Genomic DNA, 19,742 nt, shown 5'->3' on the forward strand with positions numbered 1-19,742 from the left:
ATTAATAAAGGGATGATATTTAACGATTCTCACCTCCACTAACATCATTGTTATCTATCGGGGTAACTTCAATATCCAGCTCACCTAATTTGCTTTCAATAAAAAATTGTATACATAGTCCTGCACATAAAAGAGCAATACATAAAAAAAGATAAAATATTACAAACGGTAATCCGAAGACCCAAGGATTGATTTTATTAGCTAAATCAAATATCCCCGGGAATGTCATGCAAATAGTTATTAAAGAGTAGTAAATTAAAAATATAATATTTTTTAATTTTAAATTGATATTGAGCATTTAAATAACCTCCGAAAAAAATTTCATTGCTATTAAAAAGTTAATAGTTAATTTAAGAGGGGGGATTATGGCAAATTGTAATCCCCTCTAGCTTTATCTGTATAGCTTATTAAAATGCTTATTCTAAATCTCTATTTATAGAAATCTTATAATTTTAATTTCGAGTTAATCTCACGATATTGAGCTGCAGTATGATGGTCTGGTAAACGGTCATATCCAAATAGATTGTTTCGGAAAGTGCCTTCTTCGTACTCTTTTCTAACGAGACCACGGTCCTGTAAAATGGGAACTACACCATCTACAAATTCTTCAAAGGTTCCTGGTGTGATTGCATAAGAAATATTAAATCCATCAATTCCAACTTCATCGATCCACTTTTCCATTGTATCTGCGATTTTTTCTGGCGTACCTACTTCAACATGACCAACAGAACCTATACCTACGAAATTAGCTAATTCTTTTACTGTCCATTGTTTATTCGGATCCACTTTTGTGAAGTTTTCAACTACAGATCTCATTGCATCATTATCGACATATTCAATTTTGTCATTTGGATCATATACCGAAAAATCAATGCCCGTCCATCCACCTAGTAGTGCTAAGGCACCTTCATAACTAATATGTTTTTGATATTCTTCATATTTCTCTTCTGCTTCTTTCTGTGTTCGACCTAATATTGGTGTAAGTGATGAAAGGATTTTGATTTCATTTGGATGACGTCCGGCACGTTTTGCCTCTTCACGTATGGAGTCTACGGTTTTTTTCGTAATTTCTGCTGTTGGAGCACTAATAAATACAAGCTCAGCATGTTTAGATGCAAACTTTCTTCCTCTACTTGAAGCTCCAGCCTGGAAAATAACTGGTGTTCTTTGAGGAGAAGGTTCACTTAAATGTGCTCCTGGAACTTTAAAATACTTTCCTTCATGTCTAATGTCATGTACTTTTTCTGGATCTGCATAAATTTTTCTTTCCTTATCTACAAGAACAGCGTCTTCTTCCCAACTTCCTTCCCATAATTTGTAAACTACTTCCATATATTCATCTGCAATTTCATAACGTTCACTATGACTAATTTGCTGATCTAACCCAATATTTACAGCAGCACTATTTAAATATGACGTAACAACATTCCAGCCTATACGTCCATTGGTTAAATGATCTAATGTAGACATTCTTCTAGCAAAGATATAAGGATGTTCGTAACTTGTCGATGCGGTTAAACCAAAACCTAAATGCTTTGTTGCCTGAGCCATGATAGGAACTATAAAAGCAGGATCGTTAACCGGAACTTGAGCCCCTTGACGAACAGCGGCGTCACGTGAACCTTGATAAACATCGTATATTCCTAAAACATCAGCGAGAAAAATAGCGTCAAAACGTCCTTTTTCTAACACTTTAGCCAGATGTACCCAATAATCGGCTTCTTTATAGGTTGAGGATTTATCAGCAGGATGCGTCCATAATCCCGGTGAATAAAGTCCAGCACAATTCATATCGAATGCATTTAAGTAGATTCTTTTATTTGTCATGTTATTAGCTCCTAACTTTTAATTTAAATTTTTGATCGCTTTCTTTCTAAGCGCATCTTAGGTGTTTTTCTTGAATTTATGTAACCTATAATTACTGTAGGGTTTTGCCAGTATTGGACTCGGGCTAGTATACAGTCTCACCTGCCATGAAAGTCTAGACTCTCCTCATCGTGAAAACCCTTGTCATTTGCCAACAATTCTTACTGCCAGTCCTATAGTAATTTCACCAGCAAGTCTTTGCCCATGCCGGATGCAATAAAAAAATACCCCCTTTTCTGTAAATAGAGAAAAGAGGGTGTTTACCGTATATGTATTCCACTCTTATCTCTCAAGAATCAATCTTGCTGGAATTAGCACCTTTCCGACAATGTCAGTGGTTGCTGAAGCTTCATAGGGCCAGACCCCTCAACTTCTCTTGATAAGAATTATTAAAATGTTATAACATAATATATCCCAACAAATCCGATAAGTCAAGTACGTTTTTTAAAAATCTGATTTATTGATACTTTTTAGTTAAATTGCATATAAGATTAGGTTGATTCACATTTCTAATCCATAGAGAGAAGTAAACGGCTTTGATTTATTAACCATCTAATGTTGCAGTTCTATTGTTTTTTATCATCTAATGATGCTAAACACTAATTAAACATTTAATGATGTATTTACATGCGTTTGTTTACTTGTTGTATAGCATACTGCCTTATACAACCCTTTAATACAAAATAACATTTACTTGGGACATCTCCTTGTCTGAGGAGCATTGTTCCCTTTTTATATTTTTCTATAAGAAATGTTTTGAACGATATCCTGTTGTTCTTCTTCGCTGTGGGAATTGTATTTAGTCATAATCTTAAACAAAATGTTATTCATTTTCCTTTCTACCTCACAAGATACATTTTTTCTAATATTCTTACATCCTTCAAACTATATTGCTATATATTTAAGAATTTTAGACAAAAATGGCCCAACGAAACTCTTGTTGCCCCATTTATAGCAAAATGGTACACGGTGCTTATCACCGTGTACCATTATCTCAATTTCTAGTCCATTCTAAGGTTTTTACATGGCTATCGATATCGATCACTGCTTCTAATTAGAGAACCTTTTCTATAACAACATCCCCAAATACTTCTCGAAGTTAACCCCTTCTATTTCAGGAATTCCCTCCAAAGAAGCATCATGGATAGCCTCCGCCAAAAACCCCTCCGCAAGCTCTACAGCTTTTTCCAGGTCCTCTCCGCGCATCATGCCTCCCATAACCACCGATGCAAATAAATCACCAGTGCCAGAATAGCTTTTGCCATTGTACGGCATCGCACGATAAAAGGTTTTAGTTCCATTTAAATACATATTTCCGATAAACTGCTTATTATAAGCCGCTGATGGCGGATTCACTCCAGTAATAATAACCTGTGCACCTGTTTCCTGCTGCAAGGTATTCCCCGCTTCTTCTATGGCTTTCATATAGTCCTTCTTATTTGAATACTTATGTAGTCTCTCATAAGACAATCTGGATAACAAACAGCACTCCGTTACATTCGGTGTGATGACATCAGCAAGTTTTACCAATTCTTTCATTTCTGCCAGCAATTCATCGGTAAAAATTTTATAGACTTCTCCTACGTCACCCATTACCGGATCAACAAGTAATTTCGTTTCTTTTGTATAGAATTTATCTAGAAAATGAAAAATATTATTGATTTGCTCACTGCCAGTAACGAAGCCGGTATAGATTCCATCAAAGGTGACATGGAGCTTACTCCATTCCTCTGTGAAATAATTCATTTTAGATGTAAAATCTTCGTAAAAATAACTTGGATAACCGGTTTGTGCAGAGAGTATAGCCGTTGGTAAAGGAATTGCTTGCACTCCCATTACCGAAAGCACCGGAATCGCAGCTGTTAATGAACATTTTCCAAAAGATGATAAATCCTGTAATACAGCAACTTTTTTCATACTAACCTCCATAGACTTGGCCAAAATAAACTTCATTTATCTTATCACAAAGAAAAGAATGTAGAAAACACCCAAACTGACCCCAACGTTTTTAATTAAATTGGCACTTTCATAAATACCAGTCTTTTGCTAAATTTATAGGAAATTATAATAGGATGGTAAAAGATATGCAAAATACTCAAAGTCATTTAAGTTCACGTCAAAAAACTCTAGATTTAATTATAACATCTATGTTAATTGCACTTGTGTTTGTTTCTACTGTCTTTTTAAATATCAGACTGCCAATTGCTTCAAATGGGGGTCTAGTTCATCTAGGAACAGCTATGTTGTTTATTGCATCTATCCTATTTGGTCCTAAAAAAGGAGCTCTTGCTGGTGCGATAGGTATGGGGTTATTTGATATGGTTGGGGGTTGGGTATTGTGGGCGCCTATTACTATTGTAGCCCGTGGTTTGCAGGGATACATCGTTGGTAGAATTGCTTGGTTAAATGGTCATAAAGGTAATAGCATCGTTTTAAATTTAGTGGCAACCATTGTCTCCATTCCATTTATGATTGCTGTATATTACATTGGCGAAAGCATTCTATACGGTAATTGGATTGCACCTTTAGCTTCTATTCCAGGGGATCTCGTTCAAAATGTATTAGGAATTATCATTGCTGTTCCGATTTGTGTTGCTTTGAAAAAAGTCTCTTATTTTAAATAGATGACCAATTATAAAAAGCAACCACAAAAAGAGGGTGACTACAAAAGGTCTTCATTAGACGTTTTTTAGAAACACCCTCCTTAATCCCTTTTCCATACGTTAACCTTATTTCATATAAGTTTTTTGATAACGACCTTTAACAATAAAGCATCTAAGACAAAGTATTTTAATCTAAATCGTATCTTTTTCTGTTGCAAATTGATTTTCTGGTTTCTTTAAACCAAGATAATCGCGTAATGTGTCCCCTTCATAATCAAGTCGGAATAAACCTCTTTCCTGTAATATGGGAACTACTAATTCAACAAAATCCTCCAAATCCCTTGGTAATAGAGGGAACTGAATCATAAAACCATCTGTGGCCTTTTCGTTAAACCATTTTTCCATTTCATCTGCTACTTGAGTAGGTGTACCAATAAATCTATCTCTTTTAGCTGCACCAAAAAATCTTGTATATAAATCACCAACTTTGAGATCTTCTTCCTCAATAATCTTTTTCATTTCATTGAATTGGCTTTGGATACTATTAACTTTTGGAAAATCCACTTCTCTTGCCGGTGTATCTAGGGAGTATTTAGAAAAGTCTACGTTTCCCATATATCCAGAAACAAATTTTAAACTTTCATGTGGATCAATCAATTTTTGTAACTCATTATGTTTTTCCTGTGCAATTTCTTCCGTTTCACCTACAATCGGTGATATCCCATGGAGGATGTGAAGTTCCTCTTCACTCCTGCCAAAATCCTTTAATTGTGATTTTAATTTTTGATAAAATTGTCTGGATTCCTCGATATTATCCCAATGAGTAAAAACAACTTCTGCGGTACGGGCTGCCAGTCTTTGTCCTGGAATTGACGCTCCTGCTTGAATAATTACTGGCTGACCCTGTTTCGACCTCGTAATATTTAGTGGTCCTTTTACTGAGAAATATTCACCTTTATAATGAAGCTCATGTACCTTATCGGGATCATAGAACTCACCAGTTTCTTTGTTATAAGTAAAAGCGTCGTCCTCCCAGGAATCCCATAATCCTTTCACAACATCTACAAACTCCTCCGCTCGCTCATAGCGGTGATCATGTTCCCAATGCTTTTCTCGACTAAAATTTAATGCTGTTTGTCCCGTTGCATCGGCCGTTGTCACTACATTCCATGCAGCACGACCGTTGCTTATATGATCGACTGAAGCGAACTGGCGTGCGAGTGTATATGGTTCGTTGTATGTTGTCGAAGCTGTGGCCCCAATACCTATTTTCTCTGTTGCCGAAGCTAAGGCTGTTATTAGTATAAGCGGGTCAAATCGGTTTAATATTTGTGGATGTGACTCATGATTGATTGCTAAACTATCTGCAACAAACGCAAGGTCAAATTTCCCTTTTTCAGCAATTTGTGCTAGTTTTTGCAGGACCTTCACATCAATACTTGCACTTGGACTTGATGCTTGATGTCGCCATGAGGCAACATGCATACCTGTTCCAATTAAATATGCTGCTAATTTCATTTGTCTTATTATCATTTTTTCTCTCCCTAAACGATTTTTATATTACTTCTAGGATAATCAATACCAATCTTTAATTATTCGAATAGGTTTCTTTATACGTACTTAATTCTTCTAAAGTAATACTTGTTGGAAGATAGTTTCCTTTATAAGTTTCTTCAATAAATGTGGCTGTATTATCTGACTGATAAATTTTAACTATCTTTTGAAACGTTTCATTCTCTTTATCTTGTTTCCTAGCCGCGATAACATTTATATATGGTTTTGAGGTTTGGTTTTCATAAATAAGCGCATCTTTTAATGTTAGTCCTGCCTCTAAAGAGACCCCGTTATTGATTATCGAACCAGCTGTATCTTCCATTACACGAGGTGTATTTGCACTATCTACAGGAACAATTTCAATGTTTTTTGGATTGTCCTTAATTTTGTCTTTTCCACCTAATCCATCAAAATCTGCAACAACAGTTAATAGTCCTGCCTCTTGCAATAGTAATAATGCCCTTCCCCAGTTAGGTGCATCATTTGGAACAGCTATTTGTGCTCCATCTGGGATATCACTTACAGCTTCATACTTACTAGAGTACAATCCAAGCGGAGCAATAATTGTTGTCCCAATTGGAACAATTTCCGAATTCGTATTCTCATTAAATGAATCTAGATATGCTACATGTTGAAATGCATTTATATCAATATCCCCTTCAATCAGGGCTTGGTTGGGATCATACGCAGAGGAGAAATTAACAATTTCAATTTCTATTCCTTCTTTCGAAGCTTGCTCCTTTACATATTCCCATGTTCGAAGTTCCGAACTTCGAATACCTACTCTAACTTTGGTTTGTTCAGTTTCTACGCTGGTATCGGTTGAACATGCAACTAATAACACACCGAAAACTAGAAAGATAGGAAAAATCCATTTTCTCATTATGGAGACCCCCACTGGTTTATTTTCTTAACTACATTCTCCTAGCCGTTCGTTCCAATCTATTCCCTACCTCCTGAATTACTTGAACTAGGACTACTAAAATAACAACGGTTACTAGAATAGTAATGGAACTAAAACGCTGATAACCATAAGTTATGGCGACATCACCGAGACCTCCACCACCGATTGCTCCTGCCATTGCTGTTGCTCCGATTAATCCAATCGTCGCTGTTGTTAAACTTAATATTAGTGATGAAAAAGCCTCCGGCATTAAAAAACGATAAATGATTTGAAGTGGGGTCGCCCCCATCGCTTTTGCTGCTTCAATAATTCCTTCATCTACTTCTAATAACGAATTTTCTACTAACCTTGAAAAATAGGGTCCAATATGAAGTACAAGTGGGACAATCGCCGCTGTTGTTCCAATTGATGTACCTACAATTAACCTTGTAAAAGGAATAATTGCTACAAGTAAGATAATAAAAGGAATCGAACGAAAGATATTAACGATTGGATTCACGATTGAATAAATCAACCGATTTTCCAGGATGTGTCCTTCCCTCGTTACTACTAATAACACGCCCAAGAATATCCCGATGATTCCTCCAAAGAATAGTGAAACACTAACCATGTAAATCGTTTCCCACAACGCGTTCAATATCAACTCTGTGCTCACTTCCATCCTCGAAAACCTCCTTCACTTCAATATCTTTATTAATGATAAATTCAATTGCCCGTCTAATTTCGTAATTATCTCCAATTAACTCCACAATTAAGTTACCTAAAGGAATCCCTTGTAATTCCGTAATGTTCCCAAACAGAACATTGATTTCCACATGGTAAATCTTTGCGGTTTTAGAAACGATCGGTTGTCCGGAGTCTGCTCCGAAAAATTCAATTTTGAAGATACGACTAAAATGATCCTTTTCTTTAAACAGTTGATAAACACTTTTAGGCACTTCATCTCGAATGACGGATTTGACAAAGTTTCGTGTTGTATCTGTTTTTGGATGTGCAAAAACATTATAGACATTTCCTGTTTCAATAATTTGGCCATCTTCCATTACCGCAACCCGATTACAAATTTCTTTAATTACTTTCATTTCATGGGTAATCATTAAAATCGTAATATTGTACTCCTCGTTTATCCGTTTTAATAAATTTAAGATTGATTTTGTAGTTTCCGGGTCTAGTGCCGATGTAGCTTCATCGCATAATAATATGGAAGGATTCGTTGTAAGTGCTCGAGCGATTCCAACGCGTTGCTTTTGCCCGCCTGATAACTGGTCCGGATAATTTTTTGCCTTCTCCTCTAATCCAACAAAACGAAGGGTCTCATATACCTGATTTTCTATTGCTTTCTTGTTATATCCACTTAGCAATAAAGGCATTGCTACGTTATGGAAAACTGTTTTAGAGTTTAGAAGATTAAAATGTTGAAAAACCATACCTATGTCTTTTTTCGCTTCCCGTATTTCATATTGAGACAGTTTTGCTAAATTTTTCCCTTCAACAATCACTTTACCCGATGTCGGATATTCTAATAAATTTACGGTGCGGATGAGCGTACTTTTCCCAGCTCCACTGAAACCAATTACTCCAAAGATATCGCCTTTTTCAACGGTTAAGTTAATATTTTTTAATGCTTCGACTTTATTGCCATTACTTTCAAACACCTTTGAAACCTGGTGAAATTCTATCAAACATAACCCTCCTTATTACGATTATCTACATTAAAATGCTGGAACGACGGCTCCTTCGTAATTTTCTAAAATAAACTCTCTAACTTCTTCAGTTTTTAGTGCATCAGCAAGCTTTTGTATAGGTTCACTATCCTTGTTGTCGTGACGAGATACTAGTACATTGACATATGGCGAGTCATTTCCTTCAATAATTAATGAATCTTCCTGAGGTTTAAGATTAGCTTCTAACGCATAATTTGTATTAATTGCTGAAGCTTCTACATCATCAAGTGAATGAACTAAGAGTGGTGGATCAACCGGAATGAATTTGAGATTTTTACTATTTTCTGTAATGTCTTCTAGTACATAGTCACCTGATTTAGCTTCATCCAATTTAATTATTCCATTGTCTGCAAAAAGTAAGAGTGCTCTTGAGAAGTTCGATGGATTATTTGGAACAGCGATTTCTGCTCCATCAGATAATTCATCAATCGAATTAATTTCCTTTGAATACACTCCAAACGGCTCGATGTGAATACCTTCCACGACTACTAAATCTAACCCACTATCTGCGTTAACTTGTTCCAAATATGGTGTATGCTGAAAGAAGTTGGCGTCTAAATCGCCATCCGCAGTCTGTTGATTCGTTTGAACACCATCCGTAGTAATCACAATTTCTAGTTTCACCCCATCTTCTTCCAAATCTGGTGCAACAAACTCCAATATTTCTGCATGAGGTATAGAAGATGCACCAACTTTCAATGTCACTTCCTCATTTTCGGAAGCTGACTCTGTTCCTGTTCCACAACCTGTTATTACAAATAATCCAATTATGGTCATCGCTAAAAGAAAAACATTTTTAATTTTCATTTTCTCCACTCCTATTTTTGAATTACTTCTCTACGGTAATCCGGTTTATTCCTACATCTTGATTAACCTGAATTTCATTTAATAATGACAATGCACTTTCATAGAGGAAGTAAAAAGCTTCCATTGAAACATGCCAATTCCCCCCCTAAAGATCTAACCTGTAGCATTTCGATACAATACTTCCTCTTGAAAAATCCTTTGACTCATCTCTATTAAAACCATGTTTTTCATAAATTCGGATTGCATGATCCATGAAATCAGTTGTATGCAGATATACGCTCGATTTACCAAGAGATTTAGCATCATGAATGGCGGCATTTAATAAAGCTTTGCCAACACCACGACCTCTTGCACGAGGATGAACTCCGAGTAACCGAATAGTAGGTGCCTGGATTTGCAGTTCTGGAATTTCATATGCCTTTTCTCCAGACCGAAATAGCTGCAAGCTGCCTAGAATTTCATGGTCAAGTTTGGCTACTAGAATTTTATCTACATTCGGATTATCGATAGATGAAAAGATTCTCTTTGAATAATCCTCCCACGCTTGAGGGCTGAAATAGCTTTCATACTGTTGGTAACTTTCCACTAAAACATGTCGAACGATTTCAAAATCCTCACTAACCAACTCACTGACATAGATTGGATTGCTCATTAAATTGCTCATTACTACTACCCTCCATTGCAGAGTTTTCATAATCAATCAAGATTGTTTTGATTCCACTTTTGCTGTAATCTCAAGTGGTCTCAATAGTTGGAATGAACGAAAACGCTCAACTAATCTACGAATCGGGGTATGCAAAATAAATTCGTCAATTTTATAAAGATAGTGAAGTCGTGTTAATTCTCCCTTTACATATTCTGGAGTTCCAACTATAATATCCGCTGCCTTTTCTTGTACTTCAAATGGTCCTTCTGCTTGTTTTTCATATGCCTTTACTTGCTCTTTAGATTGAACGGTTAATGTCCGACCATCATGTAGATGCAGTGTGAATAATTTATGATCTTCTGCTAATTTCTCTGCTTCTTCTTGAGTAGGTGCTGCAAGGACTGCTAAAGCTACAATAAATTTTCCTTCTTTAAAATTACTTTTAAAGGAATAAACAGTTTCTTGAAGTACCTTTTCATCACTATTTAAGAATCCAGCAAAAACAAAATTAACTTTTAAATCAGCTGCAAAGGATGCACTATTAGTACTTCTTCCAAGCAAATAAATTTCTGGTTTCTTTTCTGGCTTTGGTAAAGCTTGAATACCTGATAGTGGGTGATTATCTTTAACGGAGTCGTCAATCAAATCTTTTAAAAAAGCTAAGCGCTCATTAAAGTCTTTTCCTTTATTTATATTTCCATTTTGTAATGCTTTTGTTGATAATGGTAATCCACCAGGTGCCTTCCCAATTCCAAGGTCTACCCTTCCAGGAGCGAGCGTTGATAAAACATTAAAATTCTCTGCAACTTTATACGGACTATAATGTTGCAGCATCACTCCGCCTGAACCAATTTGGATTGTATTTGTGTGTGCTATTAAATGTGAAATTAAAACCTCAGGAGATGAACCTGCTACCTGTTCCATGTTGTGGTGCTCCGACACCCAAAAGCGGGAATAACCCCACTCTTCTGCTTTTATTGCCAATTGAATGGTATGTTGAAATGCATTAGCAGCTGTCTTTCCTTTGAAAATCGGACTTTGATCAAGAATTCCAAGTTTAAATTTCATTTTTTCCCTCCAGTTTCTTTAACGATTTAATTACAAAAGGCAGCCTTCCATTCCAGTCGGAATCAAAGGCTGCCTTTAGTTGTCTAATCGGCATTACTCATTTAGTTCGTTGTTTTTTCTCGGTTGTTACTATTTGTGTAATTTCATCGTCATAAACCGTTATGAAATTTAAGTCTTTTTAATTCAGTTACAGAAATGTAATTAATAGAAAATCACTCCTGTTTGGCAAGGTTTCCTAAATAGAAAAGAATAAGTTCTGATCTCGATAATCAAGATGGATTCCCCTTGACACAATTACAATATTGCCCATAACTATTCCTCTTTCCTATTTATAAATGCCACTCCAAAACAACAAGGCCTACTTTTTTATTCCTCTGTTTTCCTTTCAGGCTACTCTTCTAGGGGCCGAAATAATCGTCACCTCCTATCTATTTTAACAAAAAAAGAGATATTCCCGGATCAAATCAAAGACCCAAAAATATCTCCAGTCGACTGGTAGATAAAAAATCAATTCCGACTATTATACTCAAAATAAAAATCTATTCTGACAACCTTATAAAGTGGTTTGGAGGTGTTTTTAACCCCAAATGCTCACGTAACGTATCACCTTCATACTCTCTACGGAAAAGACCTCTGCGCTGAAGTTCGGGGATTAATAAATCCACAATATCCTGGAATCCGTCTGGGAAATGGGATGGTAAAATATTAAATCCATCAGCTGCTTCTGTTTTAAACCATAATTGTAAATCATCAGCAATTTGTTCAGGAGTGCCCACAAGTTCCCGTTGCCCTCGTGCACCAGCAATATGTTGGTATAGTTGACGGATTGTAAAATTATTTTCCTCGGCTACCTTTTTTAATAATTCAACTCGGCTTTGTGTTCCTGAAACTTTCTCGATGGAAGGTAATTTAGGTAATGGTCCATCCAATGGGTAGCCTTTCAAATCAAATTCTAAATGTTCACTAAGCCGTGCTAATCCTGCTTCTTCTGGTACCAGGTCAAGCAATTGTTGTTTTTTATGTTTTGCCTCCTCTTCTGTTCTGCCGATGATTATAAATACACCAGGCATAATTTTCAAGTCATCACGTTGTCGTCCATATTTAACTAACCGACCTTTTAAGTCTCGATAAAACTCTCGAGCATTTTCAATCGTTTGTGCCGCGGTAAAGACTACTTCTGCTGTTTTAGCTGCTAATTCTTTACCTGATTCCGAAGACCCTGCTTGAATAATGATTGGACGATGCTGCTTCGACGCTGGAACGGTTAATGGGCCGCGTACTGAAAACCATTCCCCTTTGTGATGAATCGAATGTACTTTTGAGGAATCAATGGCTTTTCCACTGGACTGATCATAAACAATTGCGTCCTCTTCCCAACTATCCCAAAGTTTTGTTACTACCTCTACAAATTCCTCTGCACGCTCGTATCGTTCCCTATGTGCTAATGGTTGCTCGTCACTAAAGTTTTTGGATTCTAATAGCTGTCCACTTGTTACAACGTTCCAACCTGACCGTCCTTCACTCAGTTGATCCAGCGAAGCAAATTTACGTGCCACATTATATGGTTCGTTATGTGTACTAGAGGCGGTTCCAACTAATCCAATCTTTTCTGTTACAGCTGCTAATGCGCCTAGTAAAGTGAATGGCTCATACATTATATTTAATGTTTGTTCAAAGCCAGTGGAGGTTGGGTCATTGATATTTAATTGGTCTGCTAAAAAAATCATATCAAATTTCCCTTTCTCTGCTAGTTTTGCTTGTGCTGCCAAAAATTTCAAATTAAACAAGTGTTCTTTTTTTGTCCCCTGATAGCGCCATGAGGATACATGATGGCCTGGCAGCATAAAGAATGCGCCTAATTTCAATTGCTTCTCTGCCACTACCTAACCCCCTATTAATTATTTGTTTTGTTTACAACGTTTTCCAAATAAACGGGATTAATAATTGCTTCATAAGAAGACACTTCTAATTTTGTTGTTAATGATTTTTGGTCAACTAAAAAGTCTCCAATTTTCTTTAAGGATTCCGCAGTGTTTCCGATATTCCCCGAAGTACCAAGAAAATCTTTTGATAATTGCTGTTCTGGAGTTAACCAAATTGAACCTTTTGCCTGTTTCGCTGCTTCTTCTTCACTAATGTGAAGCCCCTCTGCCCAGAGTTTTGCAGCTTCATCCGGATTTTCTGTATATAGTTGTTGTGCACGAATTAGTTGTTTAATATATAATTCTACGATTTTTGGATATTTTTCACCAAATTCAGTATGAACGACACCATACGTTCCGGTTGGATGGCGCTGTTCTGCTAAATCAGCACTGGAAATTAACCTAGTACCATCTTTTAAGATTTCAGTTAAAATTGGATCCCATGTATAGGCAGCATCAATATCACCACGTTGCCATGCAGATAATATATCTGGTGCCGTTAAGTCAACAATTTGTACGTCTGCTTCTGTTAGGCCATTTAATTGCAAAGCACTTAATAAACTATAATGCGAAGTTGATGCAATCGTTGTTGCAACGCGTTTCCCTTTCAAATCTTCAATTCTATCAATACCTGAATCTTTTTTAGTGACCAACGCTTCTGCCTCACCTACTGTTTGACCTGCCCAGAAAATTTCATAAGGAGTTTTGGATTCGACCGCAATACTTACAGGAGGATCTCCAATGCCAATTTGGATATCGATCGCTTTTGATAATAACGCGTTATTTGCATCACGACCGGTTTGGAATGAGATCCAGTTTACTTCAACCCCCAATTGATTTAACTCCTCTTCCAGCCAGCCTTGTTGTTTTACAATTAAGCTGTCATCTATATATTCGAAATAACCGATATTTAAAACTTCGGGTAAGTCTTGTTCTGATTCTGCATCAGATGCTGATTCTGATCCAGCTGTACCTGTTGATTTTGCATTCCCACAAGCAGCAACTAAAGTGGCTATAAGTATGAAAAGTAATAGAGCACTCCATTTTTTTAATCTCATCATGTATTCCTCCTAATCTCTCTTTTACGATTGGCTATTAATGAGGTGTAGAATTTCTTCTCGATATTCTTGAAATTCCTTTGTAAAGCGAACACTATTATCTTCCGCAGTGATGTGATTTGTAAATGTTGGAAGTAACTCTTTTACGATACGGCCTGGACGTCTGGACATCACAATGACTTTTGTGGCCAATAATAAGGCTTCATCCACATCATGAGTAATGAAAATAATTGTTTTTTTCGTTTCTCTCCAAATATCACGTAGTAAATTTTGCATTTGTTCCCTTGTTAAAGCATCTAGTGCGGAAAAAGGCTCATCCATTAGCAGCACTCGGGGATTGTTTACCAAAACGCGAGCAATGGCTGCACGTTGTTTCATCCCTCCAGATAGCTCATACGGTTTACTTTTCATAAACTGGGATAATCCGATCTTATCCAGAAAATAACGGACCGTTTCTTTATCTTCTTTTTTCCTCATTTTTAATCCGAAATGGACGTTTTGCTCGACGGTTAACCAAGGATATAACGCAGGTTGCTGGAACACCACCCCACGATTCCAATCAATCCCATTAATTTCAGAACCATCAATTTGTGCGGAACCATCGGTTGGCTCTATAAAGCCAGCTATAATTTTTAGTAAAGTGCTTTTTCCACACCCCGATGGACCTAAAATAGACACAAACTCTCCTTCTTCTATGTCTAAATTAACATTTTGAAGGGCCAGCACATCTCTTCCTTTTGTTCCATAGGTTAATTGAATATCCTTAAGTTCTAATACCTTCGCTTTCACTTCTAAGTTTACCATCTGATCACCTCTTAATCTTTTCCTTTCCAAGGGACTATTTTTCCTTCTGCAAATCTCAATAAACGGTCTAAAATAATACTAATAATTCCCATAACAATTAATCCCATGAAGATGATGTCACTCCGCATAAATCGACTTGCATCAATGACCATCCAGCCTAAACCACTTACACCTGCTACCATCTCTGCAGCAACAAGCGTTCCATAAGAAGCAACCATTGAAGTTCGCAAACCTGTGAAAATATAAGGCAAGCTTGCTGGGAATATAATGTAGAAAAACGTTTGCCATTTATTTGCCCCTAGATTATACGCTCCTTGAATATACTCTGTTTTAACATTCTTCACCCCTGACATCGAGGCAATAAACATTGGTGCAAAAGCAGCAAGAAATAGTAATACGACTTTGGATAAATCACCAATACCAAACCAAATGATTAATACGGTGTAATAAGCAAGTGGTGGTAATGATTGATAAAATTCAACGATTGGGTCGAAAACAGCTCGTATTTTTCTGTTGTATCCACTTGCCAGCCCAAGCAGTATACCTAAAACAGCTGCTAAAAAATATCCAGTTAGTAAACGTGTCATGCTGTCGAGTATATGAACCCATAATGAATTTCCTTTATATCCAGTCGTTATCACCTCTTGAAAGCTTTGTAATACAGTGGCCGGTGAAGGCATAATTAACGATGAAACGAATTCTAATTCCGTTAACACAAACCAAGCAAGTAAAATGAAAGTAAATGTGGAAATAGTAATTAGCGTTTCTATATTCCATACTTTATGCCGCTTTTTCTTTTTCCTTGGTATTTTATCGTTTACTAATTTCTTTTTTTCCATGTACACCTCTTTTAGTTGAACCATCTCTCACACCCCTTTAATTTCTCTCCAATTTTTACTTCTGAGCTATGAATAATATCCGAATTCTCTTCATTAAAAACAAAAAGGACACAGAAATCGTATAAAACGATTTTTCTGTATCCTTTGGTTTTCCAATCGGATATGCCTTATTTAATTTATAAAAAGAGAAATTACCCCTTAATGACAGTTGTTTAACTGTACTCAACCATGTGCACAAGATGGAGAGTAAAACCCATAAAGCTATTTTATAGGCCATTAAAATTATTTATATTTTAATCCCATTATTCCTACCTGTCAACTAGTTTTTTCATTTTTAAAAACATTACCATCAAAAAATAATTTACTAAGTTAATACAGAAATTCAGGTTTTGCACTTGAAACAGATAACAAACAAGCACAAGAGCTGTATCAAAATGCTGCCCAGCAAACACAGGAAATCTTACAGAATATAGAGCCAATAATCCAGCAAATGGAACAAGAGGAACCGCAATATATACAATAAGATATCCCGGAGGCTGATTTAAAACCAGCCTCTTTTTAACATCACCCTAACTTTTTGTGCATTACGACAAACAAAACATCAATAATGATAGGATGTTCTTTCGTAAAAAAAAGATTATTGTAAAAAAATCTAATATCCAACAGATTCTTTATGTAAAGGTGGAACAAACAATGGAGAAGAAGAATATTGCAGGAATTGGTGATGAAATTTTCTTTTAAGCCCGAGATAAAAAGTATTGTTGAAAAGATCTATGAGAATTCAGTTATCGTATCGGTTACTGAAAACACTACTAATTCGGAGTTTGAAGGGGTAAGACAGTCGTTGGACATAAAAATTACTCTAATGGCTATAGTATGAAAAGGCGCCTTCCTGTGCAGGTAGGCGCCAAAGTAAACATACTCTCAGTACATTATTTAGATTGTAGTATCCTGCTGTTGTAGTCAACAGACATAGGTAGTATACACTGAATATCAATTACTGATTACCATTTCCATCCATATCGTTTTCATTTTGCTGTTGTTGTTCAGAAGGTTCTTCAGTTGGGTCTGGCTCCTGTTCATCATTTGGTGTCCCACACCCGAACAATAACCCTGTAGATAGGAATGCAATAACCATACCCATAGTTAATTTTTTCAATTTCATCTCTATCACCTCACTTTAATAATCTCTATCCCCACTTATTTGTTTCCTTTTTTAAGAACCTTATCCTTAGAAAAGAACATCATAATCATTGTTTTTGGAGGTATCTTCTCTTACTCTTGTTCTTTAACCATTCCATGGGTATAACCTAAAGGGAATAAGACAGTGTTTGGACATAAAAATTATCAGGTTTCTTGATAGTTTACAGCATGAAAAGGCGCCTTCCCAATACAGGAAAGCGCCATTATTTAAAACTAAAGTAAATTAACATTCATTTTTTTGTTACGTTGTTTCGGGTATCTACGCTCGTGTTCTAGCTTTTTAGTTTAAACTAAAGTTTACACCCTTAACAAGATAAATAATGCTTTCTCCTATATTTGTAATGTGATCAGCAAACCTTTCGAGATATCGAGCAATTAAAACTACTTGCATAACATATTGGATTTGATCAGGATCTGTTGCTTTCTCTCCTAATAGTTCACTGACAATTTCCTTGTAAATCTTATCGACCTGGTCATCCATGATTCCAAGTTGTCCTGCAATCATAATGTCATCATTTTCAAATGCATGAATCGATTGATCAAGCATTTCCAGAGTCAATATCTGCATTTTTTTTAATTCTTCATGAACACCTGTAGCTTTATAATCCTTACCTAAGTGAATGGTAGACCAAGCAATATTTTTGGCATTGTCTGCCATTCGTTCAATATCAGTTACAATTCGAAGCACAACAATGATTCTGCGAAGATCAGTCGCAACAGGATGCTGTTTTGCAATCAGCAGTATTGTCTTATCATTGATTTCCATTTCGAGTCGATCAATATCTTTGTCATTTTCAATGATTAGTTTAGCCTTATCAATATCCCGATTGTAAAAGGATTCGATTGCATCAATGAGTGCTTGCCCCGACATATTCATTAAGGTAACAATATCCTTATGTAACGCTATAATTTCCTTGCTAAATTGATCACGTGTCTTCATCTTTTCATCCCCTTAAATTATTATCTTCTTTAAAATAAAATGTATATGTTCATACAGCTGTAAATAACACTTGATATTAAATAATCTGAATTGGTTTCTCCATTGTACTATAAAACGAGTCTAAATTTATAATATATTATGAATTTTTACAAACTATTTTTTCGAGTCTTAAGAAATAACAAAGATACTATCATTGATTAGACATTGTTTAACTAACTCAACTACTTCTTTTAGTTTCCCTTCCTCAGACAGTTGCATATTAGTATCTATTGCTGAGTATATTTGTTGTCTTGATTAACACGCTCCTTTACATATAAAAAAGACACCCACAATGTGAATGCCTCTTGTATTTCTATTCAATTATCGTTGCTATTATGATAGGCATACCTGATTCATCCTTGCCATCGTATACACCATACGCTGTAACAACCTGACCTTCTTCTATAGGGATTTTTTCAGTTTTCATATCAACTACATGATACACACCATTTTCATTTTCACTTTCTTCAACGGATAGCATGAAGTCCCCGCCTCGTAAGTCTTCCGGAAAAATGTTTGTAATCTCACCAGAAGCTTTTAACTTGGTACCTTCTTCAACTTCATTTCCATTAATTTTTTCAAAATCTGCTTCAATCGCTTCTTCTTTTAATTGTTCATTCCGTTCTTCTTGGGTCGGTTCAACTGTACCCTGTTCAGGAGAATCATTCTGTTCGACCTCGACCGGTTCACTTACTTCATCTTCAGTACAAGCAGTAATTATTATAATCATTAACATGATAATAATAAACAGTAGTATCAAAACCTTCTTCAAACATATCCTCCTCATAGTAAGAATATGAATTTATTATGGTTGAGTTGGGAAAATCATGCAATGAAAATGACACCTCATTACGAGATTGCCAGGAAGAGACGGTTACGTAGTCATCAAAAATCTCACTACGCGAAACTTCTGTGTAGGCACTTACCATATCTTCAGCAACAATACTAGCTCCAAAGGCAAAATACGGTTAGTAGGTGTTCTATATATTTTTAAGTGTTGCCGCTGCTTTCAAACAATAAAAAGAATAGCTGTCCCCTGCAATATATACAGAAAACCAGCTATCCTTTTTCTCTCCAAACATTTGTCGGTATGCGATGATCATGAACCACTTTTTCCGTTGCCATCTAAGTTGCTAAGTGCTTTCAAACCTCTTACGGTTTGATGTACTTTTTATATACCCCCTGTCCAAATACATAAACATCATTTTTATAAGAAATTTTTGTATTTATTCTTTTATCTAAAGTTATAGCCCTTCCTCCAACTCTGACTACTTATTTTTTTCTTCTCTTTTAGATGATTCGTCAACATCATTCATGATATGTTTTGTAGCACTTTTGAATTCGTTTAATGCTCTTCCCACTGACTTTCCTATTTCCGGCAATTTAGATGGACCAAATACAACTAATGCAATTACAAGAATTAGAATTAATTCTGAAACACCAATATTACTCAACATCTCCCATCACCTCGTAGGATACTCTTTATTAATGACATTATTACCTTCTTCTGTCTTATTTGTGAATATACTCACAACACATAATTTATGTTACTCAATATAACAACAAAACATCATATTACTTAACAATCTCCATTTGGACCTAAAGTATCGGATGTGTGTTACTAGTGTGCGATCTGACTTAGATTCATGGTTAATAGAATGGTTCTATATCCTAGTATTTGGGTAAATAAGATGGAAATGACAAGTACCTTTACACTCTCAAAAAAAATTATTCCGGCTGTATAGCGCTTACTTATTTTTTACAT

At 35.9% G+C, this 19,742-nt stretch carries 19 protein-coding genes, 2 pseudogenes and 1 riboswitch; of the genes and pseudogenes, 2 read left to right on the top strand and 19 right to left on the bottom strand.

Annotation, left to right across the window (positions count from 1 at the left end):
* Window positions 1-19: 19 nt before the first annotated feature.
* The 4 genes and pseudogenes from D8M04_RS13635 to D8M04_RS13650 form a co-directional block, all read right to left on the bottom strand.
* Window positions 20-298, bottom strand: coding sequence for a hypothetical protein (locus tag D8M04_RS13635; RefSeq protein WP_121523880.1), 279 nt, complete (start codon window positions 296-298; stop codon window positions 20-22).
* 146 nt (window positions 299-444) lie between these two features.
* Window positions 445-1,827: an LLM class flavin-dependent oxidoreductase gene (locus tag D8M04_RS13640; protein ID WP_121523882.1), complete on the bottom strand. Its 1,383-nt coding sequence runs from the start codon at window positions 1,825-1,827 to the stop codon at window positions 445-447.
* A 318-nt stretch (window positions 1,828-2,145) separates the two neighbouring features.
* A riboswitch (SAM riboswitch) is annotated at window positions 2,146-2,252 on the bottom strand.
* A 240-nt stretch (window positions 2,253-2,492) separates the two neighbouring features.
* Window positions 2,493-2,697: pseudogene (locus D8M04_RS20480) on the bottom strand (cyclic nucleotide-binding domain-containing protein); the annotation flags it as partial.
* Window positions 2,698-2,934: 237 nt separating this feature from the next.
* Complete coding sequence (locus D8M04_RS13650; protein ID WP_121523884.1) at window positions 2,935-3,783, bottom strand: pyridoxamine kinase; 849 nt, start codon at window positions 3,781-3,783, stop codon at window positions 2,935-2,937.
* 167 nt (window positions 3,784-3,950) lie between these two features.
* Between D8M04_RS13650 and D8M04_RS13655 the strand changes: the two genes are divergently transcribed.
* Window positions 3,951-4,490 carry an ECF transporter S component gene (locus tag D8M04_RS13655; RefSeq protein WP_121523983.1) on the top strand — a complete coding sequence of 180 codons (540 nt, stop codon included), beginning with the start codon at window positions 3,951-3,953 and terminating at the stop codon, window positions 4,488-4,490.
* A gap of 171 nt (window positions 4,491-4,661) precedes the next feature.
* Here D8M04_RS13655 and D8M04_RS13660 read toward each other — a convergent pair whose 3' ends face one another.
* From D8M04_RS13660 to D8M04_RS13710, 11 genes are all read right to left on the bottom strand, one after another.
* Window positions 4,662-6,002, bottom strand: coding sequence for an LLM class flavin-dependent oxidoreductase (locus tag D8M04_RS13660; RefSeq protein ID WP_121523886.1), 1,341 nt, complete (start codon window positions 6,000-6,002; stop codon window positions 4,662-4,664).
* A gap of 55 nt (window positions 6,003-6,057) precedes the next feature.
* Window positions 6,058-6,906, bottom strand: coding sequence for a MetQ/NlpA family ABC transporter substrate-binding protein (locus D8M04_RS13665; protein ID WP_121523888.1), 849 nt, complete (start codon window positions 6,904-6,906; stop codon window positions 6,058-6,060).
* A gap of 31 nt (window positions 6,907-6,937) precedes the next feature.
* Complete coding sequence (locus D8M04_RS13670; RefSeq protein ID WP_121523890.1) at window positions 6,938-7,588, bottom strand: methionine ABC transporter permease; 651 nt, start codon at window positions 7,586-7,588, stop codon at window positions 6,938-6,940.
* Window positions 7,530-8,609: a methionine ABC transporter ATP-binding protein gene (locus D8M04_RS13675; protein WP_121523892.1), complete on the bottom strand. Its 1,080-nt coding sequence runs from the start codon at window positions 8,607-8,609 to the stop codon at window positions 7,530-7,532. Before D8M04_RS13675 ends, D8M04_RS13670 begins: the two co-directional genes overlap by 59 nt.
* A 30-nt stretch (window positions 8,610-8,639) precedes the next feature.
* Window positions 8,640-9,458 (bottom strand): MetQ/NlpA family ABC transporter substrate-binding protein, encoded by an 819-nt coding sequence (locus D8M04_RS13680; RefSeq protein WP_121523894.1) that lies wholly within the window; start codon window positions 9,456-9,458, stop codon window positions 8,640-8,642.
* A 145-nt stretch (window positions 9,459-9,603) separates the two neighbouring features.
* The gene (locus D8M04_RS13685; protein ID WP_246001253.1) at window positions 9,604-10,122 is read right to left on the bottom strand and encodes a GNAT family N-acetyltransferase; all 519 of its coding nucleotides are present in this window, start codon (window positions 10,120-10,122) and stop codon (window positions 9,604-9,606) included.
* A gap of 36 nt (window positions 10,123-10,158) precedes the next feature.
* Window positions 10,159-11,172, bottom strand: coding sequence for an LLM class flavin-dependent oxidoreductase (locus D8M04_RS13690; RefSeq protein WP_121523896.1), 1,014 nt, complete (start codon window positions 11,170-11,172; stop codon window positions 10,159-10,161).
* A gap of 539 nt (window positions 11,173-11,711) precedes the next feature.
* Window positions 11,712-13,052 carry an LLM class flavin-dependent oxidoreductase gene (locus D8M04_RS13695; RefSeq protein WP_246001255.1) on the bottom strand — a complete coding sequence of 447 codons (1,341 nt, stop codon included), beginning with the start codon at window positions 13,050-13,052 and terminating at the stop codon, window positions 11,712-11,714.
* 14 nt (window positions 13,053-13,066) lie between these two features.
* Complete coding sequence (locus D8M04_RS13700) at window positions 13,067-14,152, bottom strand: taurine ABC transporter substrate-binding protein (protein ID WP_222928593.1); 1,086 nt, start codon at window positions 14,150-14,152, stop codon at window positions 13,067-13,069.
* A 24-nt stretch (window positions 14,153-14,176) separates the two neighbouring features.
* Window positions 14,177-14,956 (bottom strand): ABC transporter ATP-binding protein, encoded by a 780-nt coding sequence (locus D8M04_RS13705; protein WP_121523989.1) that lies wholly within the window; start codon window positions 14,954-14,956, stop codon window positions 14,177-14,179.
* An 11-nt stretch (window positions 14,957-14,967) separates the two neighbouring features.
* A complete protein-coding gene (locus D8M04_RS13710) occupies window positions 14,968-15,819 on the bottom strand; it encodes an ABC transporter permease (RefSeq protein WP_246001257.1) in 852 nt (283 codons plus the stop codon).
* A 364-nt stretch (window positions 15,820-16,183) separates the two neighbouring features.
* Between D8M04_RS13710 and D8M04_RS13715 the strand changes: the two are divergent.
* Window positions 16,184-16,318, top strand: a pseudogene (locus D8M04_RS13715) (DUF1657 domain-containing protein); the annotation flags it as partial.
* 474 nt (window positions 16,319-16,792) lie between these two features.
* On the opposite strand, the gene D8M04_RS20210 reads toward D8M04_RS13715, so the two are convergent.
* The 4 genes from D8M04_RS20210 to D8M04_RS13735 form a co-directional block, all read right to left on the bottom strand.
* Window positions 16,793-16,960 (bottom strand): hypothetical protein, encoded by a 168-nt coding sequence (locus D8M04_RS20210; protein ID WP_187695451.1) that lies wholly within the window; start codon window positions 16,958-16,960, stop codon window positions 16,793-16,795.
* Between the two features lie 318 nt (window positions 16,961-17,278).
* Window positions 17,279-17,938: a phosphate signaling complex protein PhoU gene (gene phoU / locus D8M04_RS13725; RefSeq protein ID WP_121523901.1), complete on the bottom strand. Its 660-nt coding sequence runs from the start codon at window positions 17,936-17,938 to the stop codon at window positions 17,279-17,281.
* A gap of 352 nt (window positions 17,939-18,290) precedes the next feature.
* On the bottom strand, window positions 18,291-18,749 hold the full coding sequence (locus tag D8M04_RS13730; protein WP_158595132.1) for an aldo-keto reductase family protein: 459 nt from the start codon (window positions 18,747-18,749) through the stop codon (window positions 18,291-18,293).
* A gap of 496 nt (window positions 18,750-19,245) precedes the next feature.
* Window positions 19,246-19,434 (bottom strand): twin-arginine translocase TatA/TatE family subunit, encoded by a 189-nt coding sequence (locus tag D8M04_RS13735; protein ID WP_121523905.1) that lies wholly within the window; start codon window positions 19,432-19,434, stop codon window positions 19,246-19,248.
* Window positions 19,435-19,742 lie beyond the last annotated feature (308 nt).

Origin of the sequence: Oceanobacillus piezotolerans (assembly GCF_003665065.1) — a bacterium.
Classification (GTDB): domain Bacteria; phylum Bacillota; class Bacilli; order Bacillales; family Amphibacillaceae; genus Oceanobacillus; species Oceanobacillus piezotolerans.